The organism is Ruminococcus sp. CAG:57, assembly GCF_000435935.1.
Lineage (GTDB): Bacteria > Bacillota > Clostridia > Oscillospirales > Ruminococcaceae > Hominimerdicola > Hominimerdicola aceti.
Window position 1 is genome coordinate 111,928 of record NZ_FR890793.1, and the last position, 17,355, is coordinate 129,282.

The following is a 17,355-nucleotide window of genomic DNA, read 5'->3' on the forward strand; positions in this document are numbered from 1 at the left end:
ATATCAAATAAAATGCAAATTTGCAATAGAAAAAGCAGAAAATTTTCCGCAAATTTATTAGTCCTTGTTTCTTGAAGCCATGATCTTCTCAGAGATAGACTTTGGTACCTGAATGTAGCTGTCAGGCTCCATTGTGTACTGTCCACGGCCCTGTGTCTTAGAACGCAGGTCATTTGAGTAACCAAACATTTCAGACAGTGGAACGAGAGCGTCTACCTGAACAGCACCAGTTCTCTGCTCCTGACCGAGGATCTGTCCACGACGGGAGTTGAGGTCGCCTATAACTGTTCCGAGATAATCATCAGGAGCGATAACGCAAACCTTCATGATAGGCTCAAGAATGATTGGTGAAGCCTTTCTCATAGCCTCCTTGAACGCCATAGAACCGGCGATCTTAAATGCCATTTCAGAAGAGTCGACTTCGTGATAAGATCCATCGTACAGCTCAACCTTAACGTCAACTACCTGGAAGCCAGCGAGAACACCGTTCTCCATAGCGCCCCTGATACCTGCGTCAACTGCAGGAATGTATTCCTTAGGAATAGCACCGCCGACAACCTTGTTGATGAACTCATAGCCCTTACCGGACTCGTTTGGCTCAACGTTGATCTTAACGTGACCGTACTGACCCTTACCACCTGACTGCTTAGCGTACTTGTAATCAACGCTTGCAGGAGCAGTGATTGTTTCCTTATATGAAACCTGAGGAGCACCGACATTTGCCTCTACCTTGAACTCACGGAGAAGTCTGTCTACGATGATCTCAAGGTGCAGCTCGCCCATTCCGGCGATAATTGTCTGACCTGTTTCCTCAGAAGTATAAGTTCTGAATGTTGGGTCCTCTTCAGCAAGCTTTGCAAGAGCGATACCCATCTTTTCCTGACCTGCCTTAGTCTTAGGCTCAATAGCGAGCTGGATAACAGGCTCAGGGAATTCCATTGACTCAAGAAGTACAGGGTGCTCTTCATCACAAAGAGTGTCACCTGTTGTTGTGTTCTTCAGACCGATAGCGGCACCGATATCACCAGCGTAGATAGTATCGATATCCTTTCTAGCGTTAGAGTGCATCTGAACGATTCTTCCGATTCTCTCGTCCTTATCCTTAGTGGAGTTATAAACTGTAGAACCAGCTGTCAGAACACCTGAATAAACTCTGAAGTAGCAGAGCTTACCAACGAATGGGTCTGTAGCGATCTTGAATGCGAGAGCAGCGAATGGCTGATCGTCGCCTGAAATTCTCTCAACTTCCTCACCTGTATTTACGTCAGTACCCTTAATGTGTGGTACGTCGATAGGTGAAGGCATATAATCTACAATAGCGTCAAGAAGCTTCTGAACGCCCTTGTTTCTGTATGAAGTTCCGCAGGTAACAGGTACCATTGTGTTAGCGATAGTACTCTTTCTGATTACCTTCTTCATCTCGTCGATAGTGATCTCTTCGTCTGCGAAATACTTCTCAGCGAGATCGTCATCAACTTCTGCAAGATGCTCGATAAGGTCAGCGTGATACTGTTCAGCCTTTTCCTTGAGATCCTCAGGGATCTCTTCCTGACGGATATCCTTTCCAAGGTCATCATAGTATACATAAGCCTTCATTTCGAGCAGATCGACGATACCCTTAAAGTCGTCCTCAGCACCGATAGGGAGCTGGATAGGAACGGCATTACAATGAAGTCTTTCATGGAGCATATTCAAAACGTTGTAGAAGTCTGCACCCATGATATCCATCTTGTTGACATATACCATTCTTGGTACCTGATAGTTATCAGCCTGTCTCCAAACCGTTTCAGTCTGAGGCTCAACACCACCCTTAGCACAAAGAACTGTTACAGAACCGTCGAGTACACGAAGTGAACGCTCAACCTCAACTGTAAAGTCAACGTGGCCTGGAGTATCTATAATGTTGAGTCTGTGACCCTTCCAGTAGCAAGTAGTAGCAGCAGAAGTAATTGTGATACCTCTCTCCTTCTCCTGTGCCATCCAGTCCATTGTAGATGCACCGTCGTGTGTTTCACCGATCTTATAGTTTACACCGGTATAAAACAGGATACGCTCTGTAGTAGTAGTCTTGCCGGCGTCGATGTGTGCCATGATACCGATATTACGGTAGTCCTGCAATTTACATTCTCTTGCCATATATATCCTCCTTTATACCTCTTACCATCTGTAATGAGCGAAAGCCTTGTTAGCTTCAGCCATCTTATGAGTTTCGTCACGCTTCTTGCATGAGCCGCCAACGCCGTTAAGAGCGTCGAGGATCTCTGCTGCGAGTCTCTCTCTCATTGTGTCCTCGTTTCTCTCACGAGAATACTTTGTTATCCATCTCAGACCAAGTGTCTGTCTTCTGTCAGGACGAACCTCCATTGGTACCTGGTAAGTCGCACCGCCTACACGGCGAGCCTTGACCTCCAGCTCAGGCATGATGTTATCCATAGCCTCCTGGAATACTTCAAGAGCAGGTCTGCCTGTCTTTTCTTCGACAATTTCAAATGCTCCGTAAACGATCTTCTGGGCAACACCCTTCTTACCGTCAAGCATGATGTTGTTTACAAGACGTGTAACAAGCTTAGAATTGTATACTGGATCCTGAAGCACGTCTCTCTTTGTAACTCTACCTCTTCTTGGCACTTTAATTCCCTCCTTCACAAATAATGAATTCACAGGTACTCGCTCTGTAACCACGGCACACAGCCGTTTTACAGCCCCGTCAGTTCCTTGTAGAGTCAACTAATATATATTAATCACTCCACATAAACTGTGGTCTTCGCAATATGCGACAATGAGTTATTACCTTGTTACTAAAATGAGCTTTTCAGTTTTTGATTACTTGGCTGCTCCTGCCTTTGGCTTCTTAGCGCCATACTTGGATCTCGCCTGCATTCTCTTAGCAACGCCCTGAGCGTCGAGAGTGCCTCTGATGATGTGATATCTTACACCAGGGAGGTCCTTAACACGTCCGCCTCTGATAAGAACAACGGAGTGTTCCTGAAGATTGTGTCCGATACCAGGGATGTAAGCTGTAACTTCGTTTCCGTTTGTGAGCTTAACTCTGGCAACCTTTCTCATAGCTGAGTTTGGCTTCTTAGGTGTAGCAGTTCTTACTACTGTGCAAACGCCACGCTTCTGTGGGCAGCTCTGATCGATAACTACCTTCTTCTTTGAGTTGAAACCCTTCTGAAGAGCAGGAGCTGTAGACTTGTCTGCAAGGACATTTCTTCCTTTTCTTACTAACTGGTTAAAGGTTGGCATATTTTCTCTCCTTTCATAGATTTGATACTATACGCTGATATACAATACATCAGCATACCTTGATATTATACACTATTCTCCGTCTCTTGTCAAGCACTTTTTCTTGACTTTTTTAACTTTTTGAAAATTTCAGTTAAATTTTCTGTCAAAAGCTATAAAAAGCACAGGGCAGCGGCTTTTCACGCCCTGCCCTGCAAATATATTCCCTCATTCCGTCTTGCTGTCTGTATCTAAAATTTCTCCTTTATCCGCCACTTCGACCTCTGTCTCGCTGAATCTATGATAAGTTATAACACAATCGCTGTCGTCAGTCTTGTCCGAATAGGTTATATCGTTTTGTACTTCATTGATATAAAGTTTCAGATCATCACTAAAATAGGTGTTTGCACCCGTTGCGAATTTAATTGCAACGAGCCATTCATTTTCATCAAAGAAGTAATTTCTGTTGTTCTTTACCGTCGCACTTTGGGAACCGTACCATTCATTATTAGTATCGTCCTGCTCCACAATATCCTTATAATTGGAAGTTATACTGAAATATCTTCCGTCCACCTTGATAATTATGCCTTCCTTTGACCCTCCTGCTGTGGAAACGTTTATGGCTTTACCCTTTTCAATTGGTGTTATTATCAGCGGATAGATAATATCCCTTTCGTAATTGTCAGCATCATAATTGATATGCTTAACAGAATTTACCAACGTATCAATTTTAAATCCCCAGTCCTTTTCAACAGGATTTAGCACAATGCTGAAGTCGTCAGCTTGCAGTATCATATCTTCGTACATATGCTGTACACTATCAAGAATGAGCTTATCAAGCTTTTCCTTGCCTGTGTCCTTTGAACTGTCGATATCATAAGCATAGGCTATTGATGATCTCAGTGAATAATAGAAGTCTGTTCCAAAGCTGTCGCCACCGACCATTTCGTCAAGACCTGTTGCGATCTCATCCGAGTTCCAATTACTCAGATCATCGCAGTTTATGCCGACTGCGATTTTTTCGCCCACTTTCAGTTCGTCCATATAAGCAAACTTCCCTGTGGTAACATCTTTCGCTCTGAAATCAAGTTTAAACGCAACGTAAGAGTGGTATTTCAGGTATTCATATTCATTCACAGTAACATAGTCGATCAATTCGCCCTTTTCAGAGGTGTATTTCTCAACATATATCTTATCGACAAAAAGATATCCCGTTCCGTCCGAGCCGCAGCCTGCATACATTCCGACCGCCGTTATCTCTTTGTCTTTAACGACCTGCTTAAGCGCATTTTGTGCCTGTTCTAAATCAGCCGTAAGTTCTGTGCTGTCAATGGTACTCGAGCTATCAGCACCAGACAGTTTAGCCGTATCCACCTTGAACTCATCGCCACTGCGATAAAGGGTCAGCGCACCGCCCACCACCAGAAGCAAAGCCGCAAGCACCGCACCTGCAAGCTGAAAGCCTGTAAGTTTTGTTTTATTTTTCTCTGTAGGCTTGTCATACATAAGCACACTCTCCTTCCAATCCGAAGGAGTTTTAATGCAGTAAAAAGCGTTTATTTTTTTCATTTGCTGCTCCTTTCTGTGATATCCTCATTGCAAACTATACCTTTAGTCAATGTTATGCTGAAAGTCCAGCCCCTACATAATAGTTTTTACCTCTTTTGTAGGGGAGCGGCTCAATTTCTGTTTCACAGAAATGCGACGTCCCTATGCCCTAGGTTTTTATTGACATTCATATAGTTCACAACATTATCATATCCTTCAGTTGTTCTCTTCCACGTTTGAGATGTGTTTTTATCGTGTTTTCCTTGATATTTGTCAGCTTAGCTATCTCCTGCACTGACAGCTCCTCAAAGTAATAAAGATAAATACTATCTCGATATTTCGGGGGAAGTCTGAAAATAAGGTCAAGTATCTCTATGTCGCTGCCGTCCTTTGAGAAAGACGTTATGCTGTTCAGATCGACTGTGTTTTTCCTCAAACGATACCGCAAAACACTCCGGCATTCGTTGAGAGCCACTCTGATGAGCCACGCTTTCGGGTTTGGCAGACTGCCTTTTTTCATCTGCTTGAAAAGCTTGAAGAACACGTTCTGATAGCAGTCCTCAGCGTCGGAAAAATTTCCCGTGTGCACCACGCAAAGCCTTGTTACCATATCCGAATACTCCTCTACAAGTTGGCGGTATTCGCTTTCGGTCATATTCTTCATGCTTTCACTCCCCTTCATATACTAAAACGCCGTGGCAGGCAAAAAGGTTTCATACAAAATAAAAAAATCAGCCCGCATGAATGAACCATGCAGGCTGATATAAAAGTCATTAGTACAACGGTGTTTCTGCGGTGTTATGATTAGCCGCACTCTCATTCTTGACCACCTGAACGTTGTTGTAAACGTCCATACCGGTGCCGGCAGGAATGAGCTTACCGATAATAACATTTTCCTTAAGACCCATGAGCTTATCGGTCTTGCCTCTGATAGCTGCGTCTGTAAGAGCCTTAGTTGTCTCCTGGAATGAAGCAGCCGACAGGAATGAATCCGAGTAGCTTGAAGCCTTTGTGATACCCTGAAGAACAGGAACAGTTGTGATAAGTCTTGCGTTCTCGTCGCCAGCGTCGATCTGAGCCTGTATCTCCTCGTTGAGTCTTGCGACCTCTCCTCTGTCGATAAGTGAACCAGGGAGCAGATAGCTTGAACCGGAGTCGTCGATCTTGACCTTTCTCATCATCTGACGAACGATAACTTCGATGTGCTTATCGTTGATATCAACACCCTGCAGACGGTAAACCTTCTGAACTTCGGTGATGATGTAGTTCTGAACAGCCTTAGGACCATTAACTGCAAGGATATCAGCTGGGTTGATAGAACCCTCTGTGAGCGGCTCACCGGCTGTAACAGCCTGTCCCTCACGAACTCTTATCTTGTAGCCGTATGGGATAGCATAAGACTCCTGCTCAGGATTTTCAGTGTCCTCGCTTGTAACAGTGATCTGCTTGGTCTTCTTGACCTCCTCGATCCTAACTACGCCGTCGATCCTTGTGATGATAGCAGCACCCTTTGGACGTCTGCTCTCAAACAGTTCCTCGACTCTAGGAAGACCCTGTGTGATATCTTCCGCAGATGCGATACCACCTGTGTGGAAGGTTCTCATTGTAAGCTGTGTACCAGGCTCACCGATAGACTGAGCGGAGATTACGCCGACAGCCTCACCGACCTGAACGATATTTCCGTTTGCAAGGTTAGCGCCGTAGCACTTAGCGCAAACGCCATGCTTAGCCTGACACTGAAGAACTGATCTGATAGAGATAGAATCCTTGCCCTCAGCTTCGAGTGCAGCAACTATTCTTTCAGCGTCATGAACGTTTATGAGCTTGTTTCTTGAGCATATCATCTCGCCTGTCTTAGGATCCTTGAGATCCTCAACAAGGTATCTGCCAACAAGTCTCTCGCTGAGAGGCTCGATCATTTCATTGCCGTTCTTTATGTCGAATATCTCGATACCAACGTGAGTACCGCAGTCCTCCTGACGAATGATAACGTCCTGAGAAACGTCAACAAGACGTCTTGTAAGGTAACCTGAGTCAGCAGTACGAAGAGCTGTATCGGCAAGTCCCTTTCTCGCACCTCTGGAAGAAATGAAGTATTCCAGAATGTTAAGACCTTCACGGTAGTTAGCTCTGATAGGCATCTCGATAGTTGAACCTGATGTGTTGGCGATAAGTCCACGCATACCTGCCAGCTGTCTGATCTGGTTGATAGAACCACGGGCACCTGAGTCAGCCATCATGTTGATAGGGTTGTATGGATCAAGGTTAGCTTTCAGAGCCTCTGTAACTTCGTCTGTAGCGTTGTTCCAGATCTCGATGAACTTCTTTGACTTCTCTTCTCTTGAAATATAACCTCTCTTATACTGCTTGTCTATCTTGTCAACAAGTCCGTCAGCCTTAGCAAGGATATCCTTCTTAGCCTCAGGGATAGAAGCGTCGCATACTGCAACTGTGATAGCAGACTTTGTAGAATACTTATAACCAAGGCTCTTGATGTTGTCGAGAACTTCGGAAGTCGTAGTAGTACCGTGCTTCTGGATACATTTATCAATGATATCAGAAAGCTGCTTCTTCTTTACAAGGAAGCTTATCTCAAGATCGAACTGCTTTTCTGAATTTGTTCTGTCAACAAAGCCAAGGTTCTGAGGAATGATAGAGTTGAAGATAAGTCTTCCGACTGTAGCGTCTATCACCTTTGATACCTGCTTGTCGCCTATCTGCTTGGTAATTCTTACCTTGATAGCAGCGTGAAGTGAAACGATGTGCTGATCGTAAGCCATAAGAGCCTCGTTCACATCTCTGAACACCTTGCCCTCGCCAGGCTCGCCGTCCTTCTTCAGTGTCAAGTAGTAAGAACCAAGTATCATATCCTGTGTAGGAACTGCAACAGGGCGTCCGTCTGAAGGCTTCAACAGGTTGTTGGCAGCCAGCATAAGGAATCTTGCCTCAGCCTGAGCCTCTGCTGAGATCGGCAGGTGAACAGCCATCTGGTCGCCGTCGAAGTCAGCGTTGAACGCTGTACAAACCAGTGGGTGAAGCTTGATAGCTCTGCCCTCTACAAGGATAGGCTCGAATGCCTGAATACCAAGTCTGTGAAGTGTAGGCGCACGATTGAGCATTACAGGGTGACCCTGAATAACGTTTTCAAGTGCGTCCCAAACCTCTGGCTCAGCTCTGTCTACCTTTTTCCTTGCAGACTTGATGTTGATAGTAGGATTGGTGTCAACAAGTCTTTTCATAACGAAAGGCTTGAACAGCTCAAGAGCCATTTCCTTTGGCAGACCGCACTGATACATCTTAAGCTCAGGGCCTACGACGATAACAGAACGTCCTGAATAGTCAACACGCTTACCAAGAAGGTTCTGTCTGAAACGTCCCTGCTTACCTTTGAGCATATCAGAAAGTGACTTGTATGCTCTGTTGTTAGGACCTGTAACAGGTCTGCCGTGTCTGCCGTTGTCGATAAGTGCGTCAACAGCTTCCTGAAGCATTCTCTTTTCGTTTCTAACGATGATGTCAGGTGCTTCAAGCTCCAGCATTTTCTTAAGACGGTTATTTCTGTTGATAACACGTCTGTAAAGGTCATTAAGGTCGCTGGTTGCGTATCTTCCGCCGTCCAGCAGTACCATAGGTCTGATATCAGGTGGTATAACAGGTATAGCCTCCAGTATCATCCACTCAGGTCTGTTGCCTGATGTTCTGAAAGCCTCAACGATCTCCAGTCTTTTCAGAAGCTTGATACGCTTCTGACCCGCAGGAAGATCCTTCAGCTCAGTTTTAAGCTCTTCTGAAAGCTTCTCGAGGTCGATCTCTTCAAGAAGCTCCTTGATAGCCTCAGCGCCCATGCCGGCTCTGAACTCGTCCTCGTCATACTTTTCCTGCATTTCGCTATAATCCTTTTCAGTAAGGAGCTGACCCTTGATAAGTTCAGTGTTACCTGGATCTATAACGATGTATTTTGTGAAGTAAAGAACTTCTTCAAGTCTTTTCTGTGATATTTCAAGCATCTGTCCTATTCTTGACGGAGTTCCCTTGAAATACCAAATGTGAGAAACAGGTGCAGCAAGCTCGATGTGACCCATTCTCTCTCTACGAACCTTGGCTCTTGTTACCTCAACGCCGCAACGCTCGCAGACTTTGCCTTTAAAGCGAATTTTCTTATATTTACCGCAGTGACACTCCCAGTCCTTTGAAGGTCCGAATATCTTTTCGCAGAACAATCCGTCCTTTTCCGGCTTCTGAGTACGATAGTTTATTGTTTCAGGTCTGGTAACAACGCCGTAAGACCACTCACGGATCTTCTGAGGCGAAGCAAGACCGATCTTGATTGATGCAAACTCATTGAATTCCAACAGCAGTACCCTCTTCCTGTTTAGTTTGAAGCACGGCAACAGCCGACTTCTATATGAAACGGTCGCAGGGGCGGAGCCTTCCGCCCTTTGACCTCAGCTTATTTAGTTACTGTGCAAAATTATTCACCGTCATTAAGGAACAGATCAGACTCGTCGGAAGCTGCGCTGCCCTCCAGTTCGGAAGTGCCGTTCTCGTCTTCAGCCATGAAGCCCTCGTCGAGATCGCCCTCGTCAACGCCGAAATCGATATGATCTTCGATAGCAGGCTGTGGAACAAGCTCCTCGTCCTCGTCAAACGACTGCTTAAGATCTATTTCCTCGTTATTGATGTTGAGTACCTTGAGATCCAGACCAAGTGACTGAAGCTCCTTAACAAGTACCTTGAACGCCTCAGGAACACCAGGCTTAGGAACATTCTGTCCCTTAACGATAGCCTCGTATGTCTTGACTCTTCCCACAGTATCGTCAGACTTAACTGTAAGGATCTCCTGAAGTGTGTAAGCAGCACCGTAAGCTTCGAGCGCCCAAACTTCCATTTCTCCGAATCTCTGACCACCGAACTGAGCCTTACCGCCGAGTGGCTGCTGTGTTACCAGTGAGTAAGGACCAACTGAACGTGCGTGTATCTTATCGTCTACGAGGTGGTGGAGTTTCAGGTAGTACATATAACCGACTGTAACTCTGTTATCGAACTTCTCGCCTGTTCTTCCGTCATAAACAGTGAACTTGCCGTCCTCGCTCATGCTCAGAGCGTTAGGGTTGATGACCTCGTCCATTGTGTGGAGAGTGAACTCATCGTCCTTATGCTCCAGATAATTCTGCTGAGCCATTTTGAAGCATTCTCTGATGTCTGCCTCGTGAGCACCGTCGAATACAGGAGTCATTATCTTCCAGCCAAGAGCCTTTGCAGCCATACCAAGATGAACCTCAAGCACCTGACCGATGTTCATACGAGAAGGTACGCCCAATGGGTTAAGACAGATATCAAGCGGAGTACCGTCCTCAAGGAATGGCATATCCTCCTGTGGGAGTATTCTTGAAACGACACCCTTGTTACCGTGACGACCCGCCATCTTATCGCCCACAGAGATCTTTCTCTTCTGTGCGATGTAGCATCTGACGAGCATATTTACTCCAGGAGAAAGCTCGTCGCAGTTCTCTCTTGTGAATATCTTAACATCAATGATAGTACCGGCCTCGCCGTGAGGTACCTTAAGAGAATTATCTCTAACTTCTCTAGCCTTTTCGCCGAAGATAGCTCTCAGAAGTCTTTCCTCAGCTGTCAGCTCAGTTTCACCCTTAGGTGTTACCTTACCAACAAGTATATCTCCTGAGCGAACCTCTGCGCCTATTCTTATGATACCGTTCTCGTCCAGATCCTTAAGAGCGTCCTCGCCGACGTTAGGTATATCTCTTGTGATCTCCTCAGGTCCGAGCTTTGTATCTCTGGCTTCTGTCTCATACTCTTCAATATGGATAGAAGTGTACTTATCCTGCTTTACAAGGTTTTCGTTCAGAAGAACGGCGTCCTCGTAGTTGTAACCTTCCCAAGTCATGAAGCCGATAAGAGCGTTCTTACCAAGTGAAAGCTCGCCGTTTGAAGTAGCAGGACCGTCACCGATTATCTGATTAGCCTCGATTCTCTCGCCCTTATTGACGATAGGTCTCTGGTTTGTGCAAGTACCTGCGTTTGAACGCTTGAACTTAGTCAGCTCATAAGTTCTGAGCATACCGCTGTCCTCACGGATAACGATTTTGTCAGCGTCAACGCTCTCAACAACACCTGCGTTCTTAGAAACAACAGCAACGCCTGAATCAAGACAAGCCTTATATTCCATACCAGTACCAACGATAGGAGACTCAGTCTTGAGCAGCGGCACAGCCTGTCTCTGCATGTTTGAACCCATGAGCGCACGGTTAGCGTCATCGTTCTCAAGGAACGGGATACAAGCAGTAGCCACAGAAACTACCATTTTAGGTGAAACGTCCATGAAGTCGATCTTCTCTCTCTCTATCTCGAGGATCTGATCTCTGTATCTGCCGTTTACCTTAGGTCTGGCAAACTTGTTATCCTCAGTAAGAGGCTCGTTTGCCTGAGCGACCATGTAGTTATCTTCAACGTCAGCCGTCATATAAACAACTTCGTCAGTTACAACGCCTGTTTCCTTGTCAACACGTCTGTAAGGAGCTTCGATAAAGCCGTACTCGTTTATCCTTGCGAAAGAAGCAAGATAAGAGATAAGTCCGATGTTAGGACCTTCAGGCGTCTCGATAGGACACATTCTGCCGTAGTGAGTATAGTGAACGTCACGGACCTCAAATCCGGCACGGTCTCTTGAAAGACCGCCAGGGCCGAGGGCTGAAAGTCTTCTCTTATGAGTAAGCTCAGCCAGAGGGTTGTTCTGATCCATGAACTGTGACAGTGGAGAAGAACCGAAGAACTCTCTTATAGCCGCAGTGATAGGTCTTATATTGATAAGAGCTGTAGGAGTAACGACCTCAGTGCCCTGTGACTGAATGTTCATTCTCTCACGGATAACTCTTTCCATTCTTGTGAAACCGATCCTGAACTGGTTCTGAAGAAGCTCGCCTACTGAACGGATTCTTCTGTTGCCAAGATGGTCGATATCGTCAACAGTACCAACACCTTCGCAAAGGTTGAGGAAGTAAGAAACCGTAGCGATAATATCATCGATAGTGATGTGCTTTGGAACGAGGTCGTCAGCCTTAAGTCTGATGTTCTCCTTAAGCTCTTCCTCATTCTCAGAATCTTCAAGAATTTCTTTGAGAGCCTTGAAAGATACCTTTTCGTTGATGCCAAGCTCAGTGCAGTCAAAATCAACATAAGCGTTGATGTCTACCATGCCGTTGCCTATGATCTTAACTTCGCACTCTTCAAGCTTTGTAACAGCCTCGCCTGTTGCGGAAGTAAGATGTTCCTTTACCTCAACGTCAACGTAAGCCTCCATAACACCTGCGGTCTCGATCTCCATAGCCTTATCAAAGCTGATAAGATCGCCAGCCTCAGCCATTACCTCGCCTGTCATAGGATTTACAACAGGTCTTGAAAGTCTGTGACCTGAAAGTCTTGAACCAACGCCAAGCTTCTTGTTGTACTTATATCTGCCAAATCTTGAAAGATCATATCTCTTAGCGTCAAAGAACAGGTTGTTCAGGTGAGTAACAGCAGAATCTACTGTAGGAGGCTCGCCCGGACGGAGCTTCTTGTAAACTTCAAGAAGAGCTTCCTCTCTGTTAGCAGTCTGATCCTTCTGCATGATAGTCTGAGTAAGTCTTTCATCAGGACCGAAAACTTCCTCGATCTCCTCGTTAGTACCAATACCCAGCGATCTCAGGAAAGTAGTAAGAGGGATCTTTCTGTTTTTATCGATTCTGACATAAACCACGTCGTTAGAATCCATTTCATATTCAAGCCAAGCGCCTCTGTTAGGGATAACAGTTGTCTTGAACAGATCCTTACCGGTCTTGTCCTTATCAAAAGCGTAATAAACACCTGGTGAACGCACCAACTGAGAAACGATAACACGCTCTGCACCGTTGATAACAAAAGTTCCGCTGTCGGTCATTTTAGGGAAGTCACCCATAAATACCTCGGACTCCTTGATCTCGCCGGTCTCGGTATTGTTAAGTCTTGCAGTAACTCTCAGTGGCACTGCATAAGTTACATCTCTCGCCTTGCACTCTGCAACAGAATACTTAGCCTCTTCGTCGAAATGGTATCCAACAAAAGTCAGCTCCAGCGTACCATTATAATCAGTAATAGCTGAAACATCTCTGAAGACCTCCTTCAGACCTTCATCGAGGAACCACTGATAAGAGTTCTTCTGCACTTCAATAAGGTTAGGCATCTCCAGAACCTCATTGATCTTGGCAAAGCTCTTTCTCGTGTTCTTACCAAGTTTTACGTCCTTGACATTCACCATAGGCTCAATCACTCCTTAATTTATTTGGAAAATACATTTATATAATACTATATAACAATCGTATTCGCCAGTGGTTTTGGCGGTGTTTTCCATGATTTTATGCACTCAAAAACGCATGAAATAGGTGGAAAACTCCATTATGATACAGTATACTATTATATAATATTAGCAAGCCCTTGTCAAGCATTTTAGCTTACACATCTCGCCGATTTTCCTATTTTCTCCGATTTGAACAAAAATCGCACAATTCGACGCAGAAACTTCTACTATTACCAATGTGTTATCAAATCGTAAATTTTTCGTTTACTCACCTGCTTTTATCACCCTCCGCCTCATTACCTCCACCCTAACCTACCCTTTATTTCATCACTATATGCACCAACTTGTCTGCCATTACATAATAAATCCGATTTACTTGTCATATCCAACAAAAACTCACTTAACAAATTGTGCAAACAAATGATTTATATTTTAATTTGGCAACATTTCTGCAATTGTTGCATTTTTTATGCAACAAAAGGGGTGCTTTTCGGGGATAAGTATAGGGGTATTATCCCAAATTGAATATCCTGCAAGGTAGCAGTGTATGAGGAAACATTTTGTCAACGCATGCCTTTTTGTCAACCCCTTTTTTTGCTTTCTGCTTTTTTTACACTTTATTTCCCTTTTCTTATCTCTTTTTGTCCATTTTGCTTTGCTCCTTTGTTCTCTTGATACAAAAAGTGACAGCTGTGCGTCGCTCAGCTGTCACTTTGCTAGGAGTTTCCTCTATCTTGTGTTAATGATTTACTCGGTATGGCTCCGCCATTCCTCACTCCTCATTCCTCATTAATCTTACCGTTTCCGCCATTAATTCTGCCGCTTTCTGCTTTTTCTCCAACGTCACCGCAAAATACGGCTTATCTCCGTCAAAGAAACGTATCCTATTTTTATAAGCTCCATACAACGCTTGTATCTGCTCCACCTCTGCGGTTTTCACAAAGAACAGCACCTTATCCCCTCTTTGTGTTATTTCCTTTATGCCAAGCTTTGAAGCAGTATTTCTCGTAAGTGCAACGTTCACCAATCCCAGCACCGATTTCGGTGGATCGCCGTATCTATCTATAAGCTCGTCGATAACGTCCCTGGAATCCTCCTCATTGCCTATGGAAGCTATCTTCCTATAGCAATCTATCCTCTGTGACAGATTTTCTATATAATGGTCAGGTATAAATGCGTCTATGGATATATCCACCAAACAATCCTCAGGTGACGGTGGCAGAGCCTCTCCCTTTTGTTCAGCTATAGCCTCATTTAGAAGTCGCAGATACATATCATATCCCACCGCTTCCATATGTCCATGCTGTTTACCGCTGAGTATAGAGCCTGCACCTCTTATTTCAAGGTCACGCAACGCTATCCTGAAACCTGAGCCGAACTGTGTGAACTCTCTTATTGCATCAAGCCTTTTTGCCGCTACCTCCGTGAGTACCTTGCCACGTCTGAAAGTGAAGTACGCAAAAGCACGGCGGTTTGATCTTCCCACACGTCCACGGAGCTGATAAAGCTGTGAAAGTCCTAATCTGTCAGCGTCCTCTATTATAAGTGTATTTACATTCGGCACGTCAACACCTGTTTCGATTATGGTGGTGCAGACCAGTATATCTATCTCTCTGTCGCAAAGTTGCCGCCATATTTCCGACAGTTCCTCCTCGGGCATTTGTCCGTGCGCGAACGCTATCCTTGCGTCAGGGAGCATTTCTTGAAGCTTATTTGCGGTCATCATGATAGTTTCCACCCTGTTGTGGATATAATACACCTGACCGCCACGTCGCAGCTCCTTGCTTATGGCCTGCGCTATAACGCCCATATTATGCTCTATAACATAGGTCTGAACAGGGTGTCTGTCCATAGGAGGCTCTTCTATGACCGACATATCTCTGATACCGCTCATTGCCATGTTAAGCGTTCTTGGTATCGGGGTAGCCGAAAGTGTAAGCACATCAACGCCCTTGAAAGTTTCCTTGAACTTTTCCTTATGAGCAACACCAAAACGCTGTTCCTCGTCTATGATAACAAGGCCCAAGTCCTTGAACTTAACGTCTTTCTGCACAAGCCTGTGCGTGCCTATAATAAGGTCGATAGTGCCACGGTTAAGCTCTCTTATTATCTGCTGTTGCTCCTTTGGTTTTCTAAATCTCGACAAAAGCTCCACCTTCACCGGGAAATGCTCAAATCTTTTTATCGCCGTCTGATAATGCTGCCATGCAAGAACAGTTGTTGGCACAAGTATAGCCACCTGCTTGTTATCGAGCATACACTTGAACGCCGCACGGAGAGCCACCTCCGTTTTGCCGAAGCCCACGTCTCCGCAGAGAAGTCTGTCCATTGGGGACGGCTTTTCCATATCTGTCTTTATCTCCTGTATAGATCTTAACTGATCGTCAGTTTCCTGATAGTCGAAACGCTCCTCAAAATCTGCCTGCCAATCGTTGTCAGGTGAAAAAGCAAAACCCTTTGCCATTTGTCTTTGAGCATAAAGCTTTGTAAGCTCCTCCGCCATATCCTTTACGGCAGACTTTACCTTGTTTCGTGTCTTAGTCCACTCCATAGAGTTGAGCTTATTAAGCTTCACTGCCCCGTCATCTCTCGGACCTATATATCTTGACACAAGGTCAAGCTGAGTAACAGGCACATAAAGCACGTCCGTGCCTGCATATTTTATGGTGATATAATCCTTGGTTACACCGTTCGTTTCTATATTTTTTATTCCTGAAAATCTGCCTATGCCGTACATAGCGTGAACAACAAGGTCGCCTGTCTGTATATCCGAAAGGCTTTTTATCTCTTCTCCTGCCTTGTGACGGGATTTACGCTTCTTTGCACTCATGGCTTTCATCTGAGTGATAGCCGCACAGCCTATGTCAGGATAATCAAAGCCACCTGACAGACAGCCCGTGCGCAGGTATACTTTACCCTTTATTATCTCGCTGTCCTCAGTGAGGATCTCCGCAGAGATGCCAGCATCATTAAGGTCTTTATTTATAATAGGAAGCGTCTTTTCCGAGCCTGCCAGCACAACAGTGCAATACCCCTGAGAGCAGAGATTTTTCAGTTCTTCTTCAAGATTGATGATATTACCGCCCCAAGCCGCCGTTTGTCGGCAGTCGGTATTGATAAGCTTTTTGAACTTCACGCCGTTGTTAGAGCGCATAAAGCTGTCAAGAAACACTGACTTCATTTGTGTTATTTTTAGTTCCGCTTGTGGTATATCAAGATAAAAGCCCTCCAGCTTTCTGAAAAGTATGCCGTCCTCATAAAGAAGCTTCATATCCTCTGAAAGCTGAGCAAGAGCCGCCTTGCCCTTTTCGATACAGTTAGTATACTCCGACACAAGGCAAACACCGCTCTCAAAGTAATCAAACACTGTTGTGAGCTTGTCATAGCACACAGTATAATACTTATCAAGATTTGTGAGCGTGATACCGCTCTGAGCCGTTTCTATATCCCTTGAAATATTCGTTCTTATCTTATCGGTACGGCTTCCACGGATAGACTTCGACAAGGCTTCAAGCTTTGTCACAAGGTCATCAGTGTCAGGGAAAATTATCTCCAAGGCAGGGAAAACCGTTATCTCGTCTATTGGGTCGGTACGTCTTTGGCTTTCGGGGTCAAAATATGATATAGAGTCAACCTCGTCGCCCCAAAGCTCTATTCTCACAGGACGTGACTCCTGCACAGGGAAAATATCGGCAATAGAGCCTCTCACAGAAAACTGCGCCTGACCCTCCACCTGATCTGTTCTTGTATAACCGCCTGCAAGCAACTTGTTCGTAAGCTCCTCAAGGCTCAGTTCGCCACCTGTTTTTATCTCAAAGGAAAACTCTTTCAGCTTATCCTGCGGAATAGTTCCCTGCAAGCAAGCCTCCATACTTGCGGCGATTATCTTGCATTTGCCCTGAGTGATAAGAGAGAGAGCCTCCAGCCTTTTATGCTCATATTCTCTTGAAACGCCCTCCATGTATGCAAAGTTCAGATCCTTTGCAGGAAAAACGCAGGCAAGCTGTTCCCCTGCCATTTCGTTTATATCCCCTGTCATTCTAATGGCAGACGCTTCATCGTCGCATATAACAAGGCAAGGGGAAAGCCTGCTGAGAGCCATTGCGGTCTGAGCCTTGTGTATATTTGAAACGCCCGTGACCGCACAAGGGGTAAACCCTTTGAGCAGGCAGTTTTTCACATCTTTATAAAAGCCAAGACGGCTCGCCATTTCATAAAAAATATTCATCTTGCTGTTCTCCGAA

At 45.1% G+C, this 17,355-nt stretch carries 8 protein-coding genes; all 8 read right to left on the reverse strand.

From position 1 onward, the window contains the following. Window positions 1–57: 57 nt before the first annotated feature. A complete protein-coding gene (fusA, locus tag QVO88_RS11865) occupies window positions 58–2,136 on the reverse strand; it encodes an elongation factor G (protein WP_022288662.1) in 2,079 nt (692 codons plus the stop codon). Between the two features lie 21 nt (window positions 2,137–2,157). Then, on the reverse strand, window positions 2,158–2,628 hold the full coding sequence (rpsG, locus tag QVO88_RS11870; RefSeq protein ID WP_022288663.1) for a 30S ribosomal protein S7: 471 nt from the start codon (window positions 2,626–2,628) through the stop codon (window positions 2,158–2,160). A 195-nt stretch (window positions 2,629–2,823) separates the two neighbouring features. Then, window positions 2,824–3,249, reverse strand: coding sequence for a 30S ribosomal protein S12 (gene rpsL, locus QVO88_RS11875; protein ID WP_022288664.1), 426 nt, complete (start codon window positions 3,247–3,249; stop codon window positions 2,824–2,826). A 207-nt stretch (window positions 3,250–3,456) separates the two neighbouring features. Then, window positions 3,457–4,797: a hypothetical protein gene (locus QVO88_RS11880; RefSeq protein ID WP_022288665.1), complete on the reverse strand. Its 1,341-nt coding sequence runs from the start codon at window positions 4,795–4,797 to the stop codon at window positions 3,457–3,459. A gap of 175 nt (window positions 4,798–4,972) precedes the next feature. Beyond that, entirely contained in the window at window positions 4,973–5,440 is a 468-nt protein-coding gene (locus tag QVO88_RS11885) for an RNA polymerase sigma factor (protein ID WP_022288666.1), read from the reverse strand. A gap of 109 nt (window positions 5,441–5,549) precedes the next feature. Continuing rightward, a complete protein-coding gene (rpoC, locus tag QVO88_RS11890) occupies window positions 5,550–9,128 on the reverse strand; it encodes a DNA-directed RNA polymerase subunit beta' (protein ID WP_022288667.1) in 3,579 nt (1,192 codons plus the stop codon). A 119-nt stretch (window positions 9,129–9,247) separates the two neighbouring features. Next, window positions 9,248–13,072, reverse strand: coding sequence for a DNA-directed RNA polymerase subunit beta (rpoB, locus tag QVO88_RS11895; RefSeq protein WP_022288668.1), 3,825 nt, complete (start codon window positions 13,070–13,072; stop codon window positions 9,248–9,250). 811 nt (window positions 13,073–13,883) lie between these two features. Beyond that, entirely contained in the window at window positions 13,884–17,339 is a 3,456-nt protein-coding gene (gene mfd / locus QVO88_RS11900; protein ID WP_022288669.1) for a transcription-repair coupling factor, read from the reverse strand. Between the last annotated feature and the right edge of the window lie 16 nt (window positions 17,340–17,355).

Bases quoted from the DNA above. Each gene is read 5' to 3' on its own strand.
- fusA (WP_022288662.1), bottom strand. From the start codon at position 2,136: ATGGCAAGAGAATGTAAATTGCAGGACTACCGTAATATCGGTATCATG.
- rpsL (WP_022288664.1), bottom strand. From the start codon at position 3,249: ATGCCAACCTTTAACCAGTTAGTAAGAAAAGGAAGAAATGTCCTTGCA.
- QVO88_RS11880 (WP_022288665.1), bottom strand. From the start codon at position 4,797: ATGAAAAAAATAAACGCTTTTTACTGCATTAAAACTCCTTCGGATTGG.
- QVO88_RS11885 (WP_022288666.1), bottom strand. From the start codon at position 5,440: ATGAAGAATATGACCGAAAGCGAATACCGCCAACTTGTAGAGGAGTAT.
- rpoB (WP_022288668.1), bottom strand. From the start codon at position 13,072: ATGGTGAATGTCAAGGACGTAAAACTTGGTAAGAACACGAGAAAGAGC.
- mfd (WP_022288669.1), bottom strand. From the start codon at position 17,339: ATGAATATTTTTTATGAAATGGCGAGCCGTCTTGGCTTTTATAAAGAT.